The organism is Nonomuraea sp. B19D2 (assembly GCF_040137845.1).
Classification (GTDB): domain Bacteria; phylum Actinomycetota; class Actinomycetes; order Streptosporangiales; family Streptosporangiaceae; genus Nonomuraea.
On record NZ_JBEFAK010000014.1, the window covers coordinates 79,578 to 93,881 of the forward strand.

General features: G+C 70.0%; 14 protein-coding genes. 12 read left to right on the forward strand and 2 right to left on the reverse strand.

Going from position 1 to position 14,304, the window contains the following annotated elements; all coding sequences use genetic code 11:
* Positions 1-1,296 (reverse strand): phenylacetate--CoA ligase PaaK, encoded by a 1,296-nt coding sequence (paaK, locus tag ABN273_RS25475; protein ID WP_349451515.1) that lies wholly within the window; start codon positions 1,294-1,296, stop codon positions 1-3.
* Between the two features lie 143 nt (positions 1,297-1,439).
* Between paaK and paaN the strand changes: the two genes are divergently transcribed.
* The 4 genes from paaN (at position 1,440) to ABN273_RS25495 (ending at position 7,123) form a co-directional block, all read left to right on the forward strand.
* Positions 1,440-3,086, forward strand: a complete 1,647-nt coding sequence (gene paaN / locus ABN273_RS25480) for a phenylacetic acid degradation protein PaaN (RefSeq protein WP_349451516.1) — start codon at positions 1,440-1,442, stop codon at positions 3,084-3,086.
* Positions 3,087-3,222: 136 nt separating this feature from the next.
* The gene (locus ABN273_RS25485) at positions 3,223-4,170 is read left to right on the forward strand and encodes an MBL fold metallo-hydrolase (RefSeq protein WP_349451517.1); all 948 of its coding nucleotides are present in this window, start codon (positions 3,223-3,225) and stop codon (positions 4,168-4,170) included.
* Positions 4,167-5,693 carry an FAD-dependent monooxygenase gene (locus tag ABN273_RS25490; protein WP_349451518.1) on the forward strand — a complete coding sequence of 509 codons (1,527 nt, stop codon included), beginning with the start codon at positions 4,167-4,169 and terminating at the stop codon, positions 5,691-5,693. Before ABN273_RS25485 ends, ABN273_RS25490 begins: the two co-directional genes overlap by 4 nt.
* Positions 5,690-7,123, forward strand: coding sequence for an alpha,alpha-trehalose-phosphate synthase (UDP-forming) (locus ABN273_RS25495; RefSeq protein ID WP_349451519.1), 1,434 nt, complete (start codon positions 5,690-5,692; stop codon positions 7,121-7,123). The genes ABN273_RS25490 and ABN273_RS25495 overlap by 4 nt, the downstream gene beginning before the upstream one ends.
* Here ABN273_RS25495 and ABN273_RS25500 read toward each other — a convergent pair.
* Complete coding sequence (locus ABN273_RS25500; protein WP_349451520.1) at positions 7,056-7,340, reverse strand: DUF4235 domain-containing protein; 285 nt, start codon at positions 7,338-7,340, stop codon at positions 7,056-7,058. The two genes, ABN273_RS25495 and ABN273_RS25500, sit on opposite strands and share 68 nt — an antisense overlap.
* Before the next feature lie 108 nt (positions 7,341-7,448).
* On the opposite strand from ABN273_RS25500, the gene valS reads away from it, so the two are divergent.
* From valS to ABN273_RS25540, 8 genes are all read left to right on the forward strand, one after another.
* Entirely contained in the window at positions 7,449-9,926 is a 2,478-nt protein-coding gene (gene valS / locus ABN273_RS25505; protein WP_349451521.1) for a valine--tRNA ligase, read from the forward strand.
* A gap of 240 nt (positions 9,927-10,166) precedes the next feature.
* Complete coding sequence (locus ABN273_RS25510; RefSeq protein ID WP_349451522.1) at positions 10,167-11,432, forward strand: AI-2E family transporter; 1,266 nt, start codon at positions 10,167-10,169, stop codon at positions 11,430-11,432.
* Between the two features lie 11 nt (positions 11,433-11,443).
* Positions 11,444-11,620, forward strand: a complete 177-nt coding sequence (locus ABN273_RS25515; protein WP_349451523.1) for a hypothetical protein — start codon at positions 11,444-11,446, stop codon at positions 11,618-11,620.
* Positions 11,617-12,057, forward strand: a complete 441-nt coding sequence (dut, locus tag ABN273_RS25520) for a dUTP diphosphatase (RefSeq protein WP_349451524.1) — start codon at positions 11,617-11,619, stop codon at positions 12,055-12,057. Before ABN273_RS25515 ends, dut begins: the two co-directional genes overlap by 4 nt.
* Positions 12,058-12,103: 46 nt before the next feature.
* Positions 12,104-12,742, forward strand: a complete 639-nt coding sequence (locus ABN273_RS25525; protein ID WP_349451525.1) for a DUF3710 domain-containing protein — start codon at positions 12,104-12,106, stop codon at positions 12,740-12,742.
* A gap of 219 nt (positions 12,743-12,961) precedes the next feature.
* Positions 12,962-13,168, forward strand: a complete 207-nt coding sequence (locus tag ABN273_RS59610; protein WP_226899902.1) for an OB-fold nucleic acid binding domain-containing protein — start codon at positions 12,962-12,964, stop codon at positions 13,166-13,168.
* Positions 13,169-13,171: 3 nt separating this feature from the next.
* Positions 13,172-13,840 (forward strand): DUF3159 domain-containing protein, encoded by a 669-nt coding sequence (locus ABN273_RS25535; protein ID WP_349451526.1) that lies wholly within the window; start codon positions 13,172-13,174, stop codon positions 13,838-13,840.
* Positions 13,841-13,873: 33 nt separating this feature from the next.
* Complete coding sequence (locus ABN273_RS25540; protein ID WP_349451692.1) at positions 13,874-14,251, forward strand: carboxyvinyltransferase; 378 nt, start codon at positions 13,874-13,876, stop codon at positions 14,249-14,251.
* The last annotated feature ends 53 nt before the right edge of the window (positions 14,252-14,304 follow it).

Consider the following 14,304-nt stretch of genomic DNA (forward strand, 5'->3'; position numbering starts at 1 on the left):
CTAATTATCCCGCTTGTCGATGACTCGTCTGAGCTTGCCGACCGAGCGCTCCAGCGTCTCCGGGTCCACGACCTCGACCTCCACGCTCACGCCGACGGTGGCCTTGACGGCCTCGCGTAGCCTCTCTCCGGCCTCGGCGCGACGCGCGAAGCCCGGCCGGGCCTCGACCCGCACCGTCATCACGTCGAGCCGCCGAGGACGGGTCAGGCGGAGCTGGAAGTGCGGTGACAGGCCCTCGGTACGCAGCACGAGCTCCTCGATCTGGGTGGGGAACACGTTCACGCCGCGCAGGATGATCATGTCGTCGGTACGGCCCGTCACCTTCTCCATGCGCCGGAACGCGGGCCGGGCGGTGCCGGGCAGCAGCCTGGTCAGGTCGCCCGTGCGGTAGCGGATGACCGGCATGGCCTCCTTGGTGAGGCTGGTGAAGACCAGCTCGCCCGCCTCCGACGGCTCGCCGGTGAAGGGATCGACCGTTTCCGGGTAGAAGTGGTCCTCCCAGACGTGCAGGCCGTCCTTGCTCTCGACGCACTCGTTCGCCACGCCGGGGCCGATCACCTCGGACAGCCCGTAGATGTCCACGGCGTGCAGGTCGAAGCGGTCCTCGAGCTCCGCGCGCATCCGCTCGGTCCACGGCTCGGCGCCGAAGATCCCGATCCGCGGTGAGGACGCGCGCGGGTCCAGGCCCTGCCGCTCGAACTCGTCCAGCAGGGCCAGCATGTACGACGGCGTGACCATGACGATGTCGGGCCGCAGGTCCGTGATGAGCTGGACCTGGCGGGGCGTCATGCCGCCCGAGACCGGCACCACCGTGCAGCCCAGCCGCTCGGCCCCGTAATGGGCGCCCAGGCCGCCGGTGAACAGGCCGTACCCGTAGGCCACGTGCACGATGTCGCCGGGGCGGCCGCCGGAGGCGCGGATCGAGCGCGCCACGACCTCCGCCCAGACGTCCAGGTCGTGTTTGGTGTAGCCCACGACGGTCGGCTTGCCCGTGGTGCCGCTGGAGGCGTGGATCCTGGCCACCTGCTCGCGCGGGACGGCGAACATGCCGAACGGGTAGCAGTCGCGGAGATCCTGCTTCGTGGTGAAAGGGAATTTCGCCACATCGCCGAGCTCTTTGCAGTCGCTCGGATGAACACCAGCATTATCGAATTTTTGCCGATAAATGGGGACATTTTGGTAAGCATGGCTAAGTGTCCGCTGGAGCCGGGCGAGCTGAAGAGCTATGAGCTCGTCGCGGGAGGCCCGCTCAATGGGGTCGAGTTCGTCCGGCGCGGGGGGATCGCCGAGTCTCATGGGATTTCCACCTATCTGAGCTCTCTGCCGCGGCCGCGGAACTCCGCGACGCGCGCTCACCAACGCAAGTCTCCCTTGTCAACTGACCGAATGTTCGGTAAACACATCACCGTCCGGACCATGCTGTCAAGAGGGTGAACACCATGTTCGAGCAGCACCGCGAGACTCTGGAGAAGGCGCTGTCCGCCATCGCCGAGCGGGGATACTGGAGCGCCTACCCGGAGTCGCCGAGTCCCCGCGTCTACGGCGAGGGGGCGGCCGAGCGGGGCAAGGAGGCGTTCGAGTCCTACCTCGGCAAGCCGTTCCCCCTCGACCAGCCGGGCACCGGGTCCTGGATCGGGGCCGAGCGCTCGCCGTACGGGATCGACCTCGGCGTCACCTACCCCGAGCCGCTCGTGGACGACCTGATCGAGGCGGCCAAGGCGGCGCTGCCGGCCTGGCGGGACGCGGGGCCGCAGGCCCGCGCGCTGGCCTGCGTCGAGATCGTCCACCGGATCAACCAGCGCAGCTTCGAGCTGGCCAACGCGGTGCAGCACACGACCGGGCAGGCGTTCGTGATGGCCTTCCAGGCGGGCGGGCCGCACGCGCAGGACCGCGCGCTCGAGGCCGTCGCGTACGGCTACGCCGCCATGACGTCCTCCGCCGCGGCCGCCCGCTGGGAGAAGCCCGCCAAGGGCGACCCGCTGGTCATGGACAAGCGCTTCACGGTCGTGCCGAGGGGCGTCGCGCTGGTGATCGGCTGCAACACGTTCCCGACCTGGAACGCGTACCCGGGGCTGTTCGCCTCGCTCGTCACCGGCAACCCGGTGATCGTCAAGCCGCATCCGCGCGCGGTGCTGCCGCTCGCGATCACCGTCCAGATCGCCCGCGAGGTGCTGGCCGAGGCGGGCTTCGACCCGGGGCTGGTCTCGCTGGCTGCGGAGGAGGGCCGGGGGCTGGCCAGGACCCTCGCCACCCATCCCGACATCCGCATCGTCGACTTCACCGGCTCGACGGAGTTCGGCGACTGGCTGGAGGAGAACGCCCGCCAGGCGCTCGTGCACACCGAGAAAGCGGGGGTCAACACGATCGTCGTCGACTCCACCGACTCGTGGCGCGGCATGCTGGGGAACCTGGCGTTCTCGCTGTCGCTCTACAGCGGCCAGATGTGCACGGCGCCCCAGAACATCCTGGTGCCAGCGGGCGGGATCGAGACCGACGAGGGGCACAAGAGCTTCGACGACGTCTGCGCCGGGCTGGCGGGCGCCGTCGGCAAGCTGCTCGGGGACGAGGCCCGCGCGGTGGAGCTGACGGGGGCCATCGTCAACCCCGACGTGCTGGCGCGGGTCGAGGCCGCGCCGTCCCTGGGTGACGTGGTGCTGGAGTCGCGTGCCCTGAAGCACCCGTCGTTCCCGGACGCGGTGGTGCGGACTCCGGTGATCGTGCAGGTCTCGCCGGACCAGGCCGATGTCTACGGGCGCGAGCACTTCGGGCCGATCTCGTTCGTCATCCCGACGGGATCGACCCAGGAGAGCCTGGATGTGCTGCGCCGTACGATCAAGGCCCGCGGGGCGCTCACCGCCGCCGCCTACTCGACCTCCTCCGACGTGCTGGACCAGGCCGAACACGCCGCCGTCGACGCGGGCGTCAACCTGTCGTGCAACCTCATGGGCGGGGTCTTCGTCAACCAGTCGGCCGCCTTCAGCGACTACCACGGCACCGGCGCCAACCCGGCCGCCACCGCCTCCCTCACCGACCCCGGCTACGTGGCGGGCCGCTTCCACATCGTCCAGTCCCGCCGCCCGGCATGACCCCACCCGCCCCGTACGCGCGCGTAGGGGGCGGTCCCGGCCCCGCGCGCGTGCCGGGAAGGGGGCCACCGAGGGCTGGGCCGTGAGAGCGGGAAGGTGTGCTACGAGTGGTGACCGCTTTCCTGAAGGAGGGGTGATGGCCAAGCCGTTCGCTTCGTCGGCGGATCTCGCCGAGAAGGAGCAGTCCCTGGAGGTCCTGGCGGAGGGCGTGTACGCGCTCACCGCCGAGGGCGACCCGAACGTGGGCGCCGTCGAGGCCGAGGACTTCCTCGTCTGCTTCGAGGCGCTGGCGACGCCCGTGGCCGCCCGCCAGTGGCTGGCCAGGCTGCGCGAGCACACCGACAAGCCGATCAGGTACCTGGTGCTGTCGCACTACCACGCGGTCCGGGTGCTGGGCGCGTCGGCGTTCGGCGCGGACGTGATCGTGACGCACGACAAGACGCGCGAGCTGATCGCCGAGCGCGGCGAGCAGGACTGGGCCAGCGAGTACGCCAGGATGCCCCGCCTGTTCAAGGCGCCCGAGTCGATCCCGGGGCTGACGTGGCCGACGGCGACGTTCAGCGACACGTTCACCATCGACCTGGGCGGCGACAGGGGCGACCTGGTGCTGGCCTACTGCGGCCGGGGGCACACCGAGGGCGACCTGGTGGCCTGGCTGCCGAAGCAGCGCGTCATGTTCGCCGGCGACCTCGTCGAGTCCCAGGCCGCCCTCTACACCGGCGACGCCTTCCACCGCGAGTGGTCTGCGGCGACCCTCGACAAGGTGGCGTCGTTCGGGGCGGAGACGCTGGTCGGCGGCAGGGGAGCGGTGGCGCGCGGCAAGGCGGGCGTGGACGCGGCCATCGCCCAGACGCGTGACTTCCTCACGGTGATGCTGCGCGAGGCGGGCGCGGCCGGGACGCTGAAGGAGGCGTTCGAGCGCACACACGCGGCCCTGGAGCCCCGGTACGGATCCTGGCCGATCTTCGAGCACTGCCTGCCGTTCAACGTCTCCAGGCTCTGGGACGAGCTGCACGGCGTCGAGCGGCCGCGCATCTGGACCGCCGAGCGCGACCGCGAGGTCTGGGACCAGCTGCAGTCATGAACGCCCAGGTCATCGTCGTCGGGGCGGGCCCGGTCGGGCAGAGCGCCGCGCTGCTGCTGGCCCGCTGGGGCATCCACGTGCTCGTGCTGGACGCGCGCGCCAAGCGCGACTCCACCGGGTCGAAGTCCATCTGCCAGCAGCGCGACGTGCTCGACATCTGGGCCGCCGCCGGGGCGGGCAAGATCGCGGACGAGGGCCTGGCCTGGACCACCGCCCGCACCTACTACCGCGACCGCGAGCTGTTCTCCTGGGAGTTCGAGCGCGAGGGGCCGCTGCCGGCCTGCGTGAACATCTCCCAGACCCGCACCGAGCAGATCCTGGACGACGCCATCGCGGCGCAGCCGCTCATCGAGGTGCGCTGGAACCACGAGGTCACCGGGCTCACCCAGGACGGCTCCGGCGTGACGGTCCAGTGCGGGCAGCGGCTGCTGCGCGCGCCCTACGTGCTGGTCTGCGCGGGCGCCAGGGCCCAGCGGGTACGCCAGGCGCTCGGCGTCACGTTCGACGGGGAGACGTTCGACGACCAGTTCCTGATCTGCGACATCAAGGCCGACCTGCCCGGTTGGGAGAACGAGCGCCGCTTCTACTTCGACCCCGTCTGGAACCCGGGCCGCCAGGTGCTGATCCATCCCTGCCCGGGTGGCACGTTCAGGATCGACTGGCAGATCGCGCCCGACTTCATCCCAACAAAGGTCGATATTTCGCGAAAAATCAGGCAGATTATCGGCGACCGGCCGTACGAGCTGCTCTGGCACAGCACGTACCGCTTCCACTCCCGCATCGCCTCCCGCATGCGCGTCGGCCGGGTCCTGCTGGCCGGCGACTGCGCCCATCTGGTGGCCCCGTTCGGCGCCCGGGGGCTCAACTCCGGCGTGCCCGACGCCGAGAACGCGGCCTGGAAGCTGGCCTTCGCGCTCAACGGCTGGGCCGGTCCTGGGCTGCTGGAGTCGTACCACGTCGAGCGGCACGCGGCCGCGCTGGAGAACCTCGAGATCACCGCCGCGACCATGCGTTTCCTCGTGCCCAGGACCGTGGAGGAGCGCATGCGCAGGCGGGCCGCGCTGGAGGGCGGCCGGGCGGCGGAAGTGGACTCGGGGCGGTTCGCGGAGCCGTACTGGTACGTGGACTCGCCGCTGACGACGCCGGAGCCGACGCGGCCGTTCGGGGGCAGGCCGCCGAAGGGGGCGCTGTGCGTGCCCGCGCCCGGCGTGATCCTGCCTGACATGCGGCTCCCGGGTGGGAGATTGCGGGAGCTCTGCCGTGACGGTTTCCTGCTCCTCCTGGGTGAAATGTGCGATTCGCGTTTGTTTGCGCAGGTCCTGGGCAAGGTCATTACGGTGCCGTACGCCGTGCGCGGGTTCGCGGAGATCGACGGGCTCGCTGAGAGGCTCGGCGCCGGGCCGGATGAGGCATGGCTCATCAGGCCCGACTCCCACATCGCTGCGATCATCCCCCATGCGGGTCCGGAGCCGGTGGCGTACGCCGTCCGCCGCGCTCTCGGTGAGGAGGAGGAAACTGCGTGACTGGCCGTAGCTCGTTTCTGATCGTCGCGAACCGGTTGCCGGTGGATCGGACGATCGAGCCTGACGGAACGGCCTCGTGGCGCAGGAGCCCAGGCGGGCTCGTCACCGCGATCGCACCGGTGATGCAGCGCCGCCACGGAGCCTGGCTCGGCTGGCACGGAGCCGCCGACGAGAAGCTGGAGCCGTTCGAGCAGGATGGCATGAACCTGATCCCGATCCCGCTGTCGGCCGGCGAGGTGGAGCTCTACTACGAGGGCTTCTCCAACGCCACCCTGTGGCCGCTCTACCACGACGTGGTGGCGCCGCCGGTGTTCGACCGGGCGATGTGGGACACCTACCGCGCCGTCAACGAGCGCTTCGCGAACGCCGCCGCCGAGGCCGCCGAGAAGGGCGCGGTGGTCTGGGTGCAGGACTACCAGCTCCAGCTCGTCCCGGCCATGCTGCGCAGGCTCAGGCCCGACCTGCGGATCGGGTTCTTCCTGCACATCCCGTTCCCGCCGACCGAGCTGTTCTGGCGGCTGCCGTGGCGCAAGGACCTCGTCGAGGGGCTGCTCGGGGCCGACCTGGTGGGCTTCCAACTGCCCGGCGGGGCCTCCAACTTCCGCCGGCTGTGCCGGAGGCTGCTCGGGCTGCCGTACAAGGGGAACGAGATCTTCCTCGACGACCGGGTCGTGACCACGCAGGCCTTCCCCATCTCGGTGGACTTCGGGCAGCTCGACTCGCTGGTGCGCGATCCGCAGATCATGGCGCGGGCCAAGGAGATCAGGGTGGAGCTGGGCGACCCCGAGCACGTGCTGCTCGGCGTCGACCGGCTCGACTACACCAAGGGGATCGGGCAGCGGCTGGAGGCGTTCGGCGAGCTGCTGAAGGACGGGCAGCTGAAGGCCAACGAGGCCGTGTTCGTGCAGATCGCCACGCCCAGCAGGGAGCGGGTGGAGGAGTACAAGCGGCTGCGTGACGACATCGAGCTGCAGGTCGGGCGGATCAACGGCGAGCGCGCGCAGCTCGGCTACCAGCCGGTCCAGTATTTCCACCAGTCGTACGACCAGGCCGAGCTGGCCGCCCTCTACCTCGCCGCCGACGTCATGGTCGTGACCCCGCTGCGCGACGGGATGAACCTGGTGGCCAAGGAGTACGTCTCCTGCCACCACGACCTGCACGGCGCGCTGGTGCTCAGTGAGTTCGCCGGGGCCGCCGACGAGCTGCGCCAGGCCTACCTGGTCAACCCGTACGACGTGGAGGACGTCAAGCGGCAGATGCTGGCCGCGATGCGGGCCACGCCGCACGAGCTGGCCCGGCGGATGCGCACGATGCGCCGCCGGGTAGCCACCTACGACGTGGACCGCTGGGCCAGCGAGTTTCTCACTGCCCTGGAGTCACCTGCTTCAGAGACTTCCACGCGTCGTAGCGCTTCTTGGCGGTCCGGTTGACCACGATCTGCGCCACGGACATGCCGACGCCCATGAGCACGGCGTAGCCGATGGCCTCTCCCATGCTGACCTCGGGTGAGTCCGTGTCGATGGGCGGCTCCTTGCCGGTCGCCTTCACCCAGACGAACCCGAGGAGCTTCCTCGCTGCCCAGGCGGTCACCAGCCCCGTCAGACCGCCGATCACACGCCAGGCGATATCGGGCTTGTCCTCCGCCATGCCGATCTCCCTTCCCCTTTGTAACGAACACTAGTCTGTACCGCTTGTCGCGCCTGCGAAGCCGTACCATAAGGAGGCATGACTCAACAGCGACTACGCCATGCCTCTATGCCGGAAAAGCCGACTCTCGACGGCTTGGAGCAGGTATGGGTAGCCCGCTGGGAGGAGCAGAGCACCTACCGCTTCGACCGGTCCAAGTCGCGCGAGCAGGTCTACTCCATCGACACGCCGCCGCCGACCGTCTCCGGCTCGCTGCACGTCGGTCACGTCTTCTCCTTCACCCACACCGACATCATGGCCCGCTACCAGCGGATGATCGGCAAGTCGGTGTTCTACCCGATCGGCTGGGACGACAACGGCCTGCCCACCGAGCGCCGCGTGCAGAACGTCTACGGCGTGCGCTGCGACCCTTCGCTGCCCTACGACCCCGACTTCGTTCCACCGGACAAGCCCGGCAAACGTGAGATCTCCATCTCGCGGCGCAACTTCGTGGAGCTCTGCCACAAGCTGACCGCCCTCGACGAGCAGGCGTTCGAGGAGGTCTGGCGGCGGGTCGGCCTGTCGGTCGACTGGTCGCTGCTCTACACCACGATCAGCGACGAGGCGCGGGCGGTCTCGCAGCGGGCGTTCCTGCGTAACCTGCTGCGCGGTGAGGCCTACCTCGCCGAGGCGCCGACGCTGTGGGACGTGACCTACCGCACCGCCGTCGCCCAGGCCGAGCTGGAGGACCGCGAGTGGCCCGGCGCGTTCCACAAGATCTCCTTCTACGGCGAGAAGGGCCCGGTCTGGATCGAGACGACCAGGCCCGAGCTCATCCCGGCGTGCGTGGCGCTGGTCGCGCACCCCGACGACGAGCGCTACCAGCCGCTGTTCGGCACGTCGGTGCTGACGCCGCTGTTCGGCGTCGAGGTGCCGGTGCTGGCCCACCGGCTGGCCGAGCCCGACAAGGGCACCGGCATCGCGATGATCTGTACGTTCGGCGACATCACCGACGTCACCTGGTGGCGGGAGCTGCACCTGCCGACCCGGCCGGTCATCGGCTGGGACGGCCGGCTGCTGCCCGAGCCGCCCGAGGGCGTGGAGGCGGAGCCGTACAAGGAGCTGGCCGGGAAGACGGTCCACAGCGCGCGCGAGCGGATCGTGGAGCTGCTGCGCGAGTCCGGCGACCTCGAGGGCGACCCGAGGCCCGTCTCGCGCACGGTGAAGTTCTACGAGAAGGGCGACAGGCCGCTCGAGATCGTCACCACCCGCCAGTGGTACGTCCGCAACGGCGGTCGCGACGAGGAGCTGCGCGCGCGGCTGCTGGAGCGCGGGCGCGAGCTGAGGTGGCACCCGCCGCACATGCGGGTGCGCTACGACAACTGGGTCGAGGGGCTCACCAGCGACTGGCTGATCTCCCGCCAGCGGTTCTTCGGCGTGCCGTTCCCGGTGTGGTATCCGATCGACGAGTCGGGGCAGCCCGTCCACGACGCGCCGATCGTGCCGTCGGAGGACATGCTGCCGATCGACCCGTCCTCCGACGTGCCGCCCGGCTACACCGAGGACCGGCGCGGCGTGCCCGGCGGGTTCATGGCCGACCCCGACGTGATGGACACCTGGGCCACCTCGTCGCTGACGCCGCAGATCGCGGGCCGCTGGGAGAGCGACGACGACCTGTTCAAGCGGGTCTACCCCGCCGACCTGCGGCCGCAGGCCCACGAGATCATCCGCACCTGGCTGTTCTCGACCGTGGTCAGGTCGCATTACGAGTTCGGCCAGTTGCCGTGGAGCGACGTCGCGATCTCCGGGTGGATCCTCGACCCTGACCGCAAGAAGATGTCCAAGTCCAAGGGCAACGTCGTCACCCCGCTCGACCTGCTGGAGCAGCACGGCTCCGACGCGGTGCGCTACTGGGCGGCCAACGGCCGCTACGGCGTGGACACCGCGTTCGACGCCGGGCAGCTCAAGATCGGGCGGCGCCTGGCCATCAAGATCCTGAACGCGTCCAAGTTCGTGCTCGGGCTGGCCGAGAGCGAGGGCGAGATCGTCGAGCCGGTCGACCTGTCCATGCTCGCGGCCCTGTCCGACGTCGTGCGCGAGGCCACGGAGGCGTTTGAGGCCTACGACCACACCAGGGCACTGGAGGCCGTGGAGCGCTTCTTCTGGGCGTTCTGCGACGACTACCTGGAGCTGGTCAAGGCCCGGGCCTACGAGTCTGGCCCGGCCGCCGCCTCGGCCCACGCGGCGCTGCGGCAGGCGCTCGACGTGCTGCTGCGGCTGTTCGCGCCGTTCCTGCCCTTCGTCACAGAAGAGGTGTGGTCGTGGTGGCGCGAGGGGTCGGTGCACCGGGCCCCGTGGCCCGTGCTTCCGCCCGGGGCCGGGGACCCGGCCGTGCTGGCCGTGGCCTCCGAGGTGCTCGGTCAGGTGCGCAAGGCCAAGTCCGAAGCCAAGCTGTCCATGCGGGCCGAGGTCTCCAGACTGACCGTTACCGGGTCGGAAGTCGGGCTTGTCCGCCAGGCTCAGGACGACGTTTGTGCCGCAGGCAACGTGGAGGAGTTCGTCCTGGAGTATGGTGACGAGCTGAAAGTCGAGGTCCACCTGGGCTGACGTCCGGATGGCAGGACGCCGGGCGCTTGTCTCAACAGCGCCCGGCGTCCGCATGTCGGCGTGCGGAGCACGCTCCTGGTCGCCGCCGCCGGATCCTGCCTGGCGTTCCTGTGGCCGGTCACCTCGCCCCTGCGCACGATGCGCGAACTGCCCGTCAGCGGTCACACCCTCGTGTAGGGAAGGTCTGCTCCTGGCTTTATCGGCGCGCATCCTGGGCGCGGACATGCCAGTCTTGAACACGTGTTGCCCGACCGCCCAACCAAGCTCGTGCCGCCCGCGCTGGCCAAGATGGCCGCGTGGTGCGTGTGCCTGATCCTCGTCGGCGTGGTCGTCTACTTCTTCGCCCTGATCATCGCCCGGCTCACGTTCGTGGCGCTGCCCGTGGCGATCGCGCTGCTGCTGACCGCGCTGCTGTTCCCGCTGACCAACAACCTCCGCCAGGCGGGCATGCGGCCCATCTACGCCACCTGGATCACCATGCTGGTGGCCCTGGCCGTGCTCGTCGGCACGGGGTGGCTGGTGGGGGCGCGGGCCAGCGACGAGTTCCCCAACCTGGTCCAGCAGGTGCAGGCGACCGCCAGATCGGTCCAGGACTGGCTGATCACCGGCCCGCTGCACCTCAAAGAGGCGCAGATCACCGGCTACGTCGACGAGATCGCCAAGATGGTCAACCAGCAGCGCACGGCCATCACCGGCACCGTGCTGTCGGCCGGGGCGGTCGCCTTCGAGGTGCTCGCCTCCATCGTGCTGCTGCTGTTCGTGACGTTCTTCCTGCTCAAGGACGGCGACCGGATCTGGGCGTGGGTTCTGCGGGGGTTCGGCGAGGTCGCGCCGCGCGTGGACCGGGCCGGGCGGGCCGCCTGGGCGACGCTCTCCCACTACGTGCAGGGCACCGTGGCCGTCGCCGCCGTGCACGGGCTGATCATGGGCATCGTGCTGGCGGGCATGGGCGTGCCGCTGTGGGCGCCGCTGGCCGTGCTGATCTTCTTCGCCAGCTTCATCCCCATCGTCGGCATCTTCTTCGCCGGCACGGTCGCCACGCTCGTCACACTGGGCGCCAAGGGGCTCGTCTACGCGCTGATCTTCCTGGGCATCCTCATCGTCGAGCAGCAGCTGGAAAACCACGTGCTCCAGCCGCTGATCGTGGGGCGGGCACTGAACTTCCACCCGCTGGCGATCATCCTGGTGCTCGCCATCGGCGGCATCCTGGCGGGCATCGCGGGGGCCGCGGTGGCGGTGCCGGTGGCCGCGGTGATCTACCGGGCGCTGCCCGAGCTCAGGCACAAGCCCCCCGCCCTGCCGCCGCCCTCCCATCACGAGGTCCCTCCTGACGAGGGCCCTGGTGAGGAGGGCGGCGGGCCCCGCGAGGCGCCGCCGCAGGGGGACGCCGGAGGGCCGGGCGGACCTGGCGCGGGCGAGGCCGGGCCGCAGGGGGAAACCGGGGAGCGGGGCGGTGAGAATGCCGGTCCGCGCCGTGAGGATGGCCGAGGGGTGGACACGGAGTAACCTCGTCACCCGTGACTCGTTCCTCCCTCACCACCGGGCCGCCGTCCGGCACCCCCGTTCCCGTGAGCACGACACTCCACCTGCGCGACTGGTGCAACGGCATCGCGGGCAGGAAGGCGTACCTTGAGGCTGAGGGGCGCAGCGCCGCCATCGCCACCGAACACCAGGACTACGAGGTGAACCCTTGAGCAACGTCGAGGTCCTCATCCAGCGGCTCGACGCCGAGCTGCCGATGCCCTCCTACGCCCACCCGGGAGACGCGGGCGCCGACCTCTACGCGGCCGAGGACGTCGAGCTGCTGCCCGGTGAGCGGGCCGTTGTCGGCACGGGGGTGGCGATCGCCCTGCCCGACGGCTACGCCGCGTTCGTGCACCCGCGTTCGGGGCTGGCGGCCAGGCACGGCGTCACGCTGGTCAACGCGCCCGGCACCGTCGACGCCGGATACCGCGGCGAGATCAAGGTGACGCTGATCAACACCGACGCCAAGGAGCCGTTCCGCCTCCAGCGGGGCGACCGCGTGGCGCAGCTCGTGGTCCAGCGGGTCGAGCGCGCGGCCTTCTACGAGGTCGAGCGGCTGCCGGGTTCGGTGCGCGGCGCCAACGGGTTCGGATCTACCGGACGATGATCAATGGGCCGCGCTGACGGCCCCGCGAGCGAGGAGAGTGAGGAACGTGTTCCGACGTCGTCGTCGTGAGCAGCCGGAACAGGTGGCCGAGCAGGAGCCTGCCGCCCCTATGCGAGAGTCCGGCCCGTGGGACGCCGACGAGCCCCACCCGGAGAGCGACAGGATCGACCTCGGTGGCCTGCGGCTGCCGCACAACCCCGACTTCGACGTACGCCTGGCCTCCGTCGGGGACCAGCACGTCGGCGTCGTCGTCCTCTACGAGGAGAGCTCCCTGCAGCTTCAGGCCCTGGCCGCGCCACGGAGCTCGGGCCTGTGGGACGAGGTCAAGACCAAGATCCTCGCGCAGGCCAAAAACCTGGAGGAGCGGGAAGGCCCGTTCGGCAGCGAGCTGACCGGCGAGATGAAGGTCGACGACACCAGCCGCCCCGCTCGTTACCTCGGCATCGACGGGCCCCGCTGGTTCCTGCTCGCGGTGATCTCCGGCAAGGCGGCGCTCGACGAGACGGTCGCGGCGGCGTACCTGGAGTTCCTGAAGGACGTCGTGGTCGTGCGCGGCGACGAGCCCATGGCCCGTGAGGAGCCGATTCCGCTGCGCCGTCCCAACGAACAGGCAGGCGAGAAGCCGGATGAGCGGCCCGGGCTCAACCCGTTCAGACGAGGGCCTGAAATAAGCGAGATTCGCTAAGGGCTGACATCGGGCCGACATCACATAGGCTGATTCATCATGAGTACGGCAGAGCCTCCGAAACGCGGGGGATTGCGCGGGTTCTTCAGTCGGCTGGCCTCACCCCAGTCCGAAATCGAGGCCCAGGAACTACGGGAAGACGCCGACGAGGTGGGCGCGACCCCCATCGTCTCGTGCGGCGGGCGCCGGCGCTTCTGCGTAGCGGGTACGCTACGTACAGTGACATTGCGACCGAGGGGCGGCGCTCCGGCCCTTGAGGCCGAGCTCTACGACGGGTCCGACGTGATCGACCTCGTCTGGCTCGGCCGCCGCAAGATCGCGGGCATCGAGCCCGGCCGCACGGTCAAGGCCGAGGGCCTGGTCAGCGTCCAGGACGGGCGCAAGGTGATGTTCAATCCGCGTTACGAGCTGCGCCCAGGGAGTTGACACGTGAGTGCTGAGGCGGAAGAGGTCGCCCACGACACCGTTGAAGCGGCGGTGCGAGCCCAGCTCGCCAAGGCGTTCGGCGGTGTGCGCGGCATCATCGAGGCGGCGGTCCCGACGATCGCGTTCACGCTCAGCTGGATCATCACCGAGGACCTGAAGCTGTCGCTCATCGTCAGCGTCTCGCTGTCGGTCCTGCTGCTGCTGGTCAGGATCGTGCAGCGGTCCACGCCGCAGTTCGTGATCAACAGCCTGATCGGGATCGCGATCGGCGCGTTCTTCGCCAGCCGCAGCGGTGACGCGAAAGACTACTTCCTGCCCGGCATTCTGTGGAACGGCGGCTACATGGTGGCGATGCTGCTGTCGATCGTCACCCGCTGGCCGGTGGTGGGCTTCCTGATCGGCTCGGTCACGGGCGACCCGACCGCCTGGCACAAGGACCCGGGCATCGTGAAGCTGTGCACCCGGCTGACCTGGCTGCTCATGCTGCCCTGCGCGGTCCGGGTGGCCGTGCAGGCACCGGTGTATCTGTTCGGCGGCGGCGACCAAGCGGTCGCCGCCCTCGGTCTCGCCAAGATCGCCATGGGCTGGCCGCTGCAGGTGGCGGCCCTCGCCGCCATGCTCTGGATCCTGGGCCGCGGCCGCACCCCGATCAAACCGGTGGCTCCGGCCTGACCTCGGTCATGTTTCGCCCGTGGCTCTAGGCTGCTGCTCTTCGGCCCGCTGACGGCCGAAGGACTGCACATCACCGTGGCCGACCTCGTCTCGGCGCCGTACGTGGAGATCACCCTGGCGATGATGCGCCGCTTCGGCGTCGAGGTCGAGCGCGCAGGCGACACCTTCCACGTGCCGCCCCAGCCGTACGTGGCCACCGACTACACCATCGAGCCGGACGCCTCCACGGCAAGCTACCCGCTGGCCGCCGCCGCGCTCACCGGCCACAGCGTCACCATCCCGGGCCTGGGCTCGGCCTCGCTCCCGGGCGACGTGCGCTTCGCCGAGGTGCTCGGCCGGATGGGGGCCATGGTCTGTTCCAGAGTTGAGAGGTGTCCATCGCGCAGCGGCGTCCGGGCTGCCTGCGCATGAGTCACTGCAGTCGGTGGTCCGTCGGCGCCGCTGGTTACAGCCGGTTCTCTCCA

Coding starts and splice junctions, on each gene's coding strand:
- paaK (WP_349451515.1), bottom strand. CDS start 1,296: ATGAGACTCGGCGATCCCCCCGCGCCGGACGAACTCGACCCCATTGAG.
- paaN (WP_349451516.1), top strand. CDS start 1,440: ATGTTCGAGCAGCACCGCGAGACTCTGGAGAAGGCGCTGTCCGCCATC.
- ABN273_RS25485 (WP_349451517.1), top strand. CDS start 3,223: ATGGCCAAGCCGTTCGCTTCGTCGGCGGATCTCGCCGAGAAGGAGCAG.
- ABN273_RS25490 (WP_349451518.1), top strand. CDS start 4,167: ATGAACGCCCAGGTCATCGTCGTCGGGGCGGGCCCGGTCGGGCAGAGC.
- ABN273_RS25500 (WP_349451520.1), bottom strand. CDS start 7,340: ATGGCGGAGGACAAGCCCGATATCGCCTGGCGTGTGATCGGCGGTCTG.
- valS (WP_349451521.1), top strand. CDS start 7,449: ATGCCGGAAAAGCCGACTCTCGACGGCTTGGAGCAGGTATGGGTAGCC.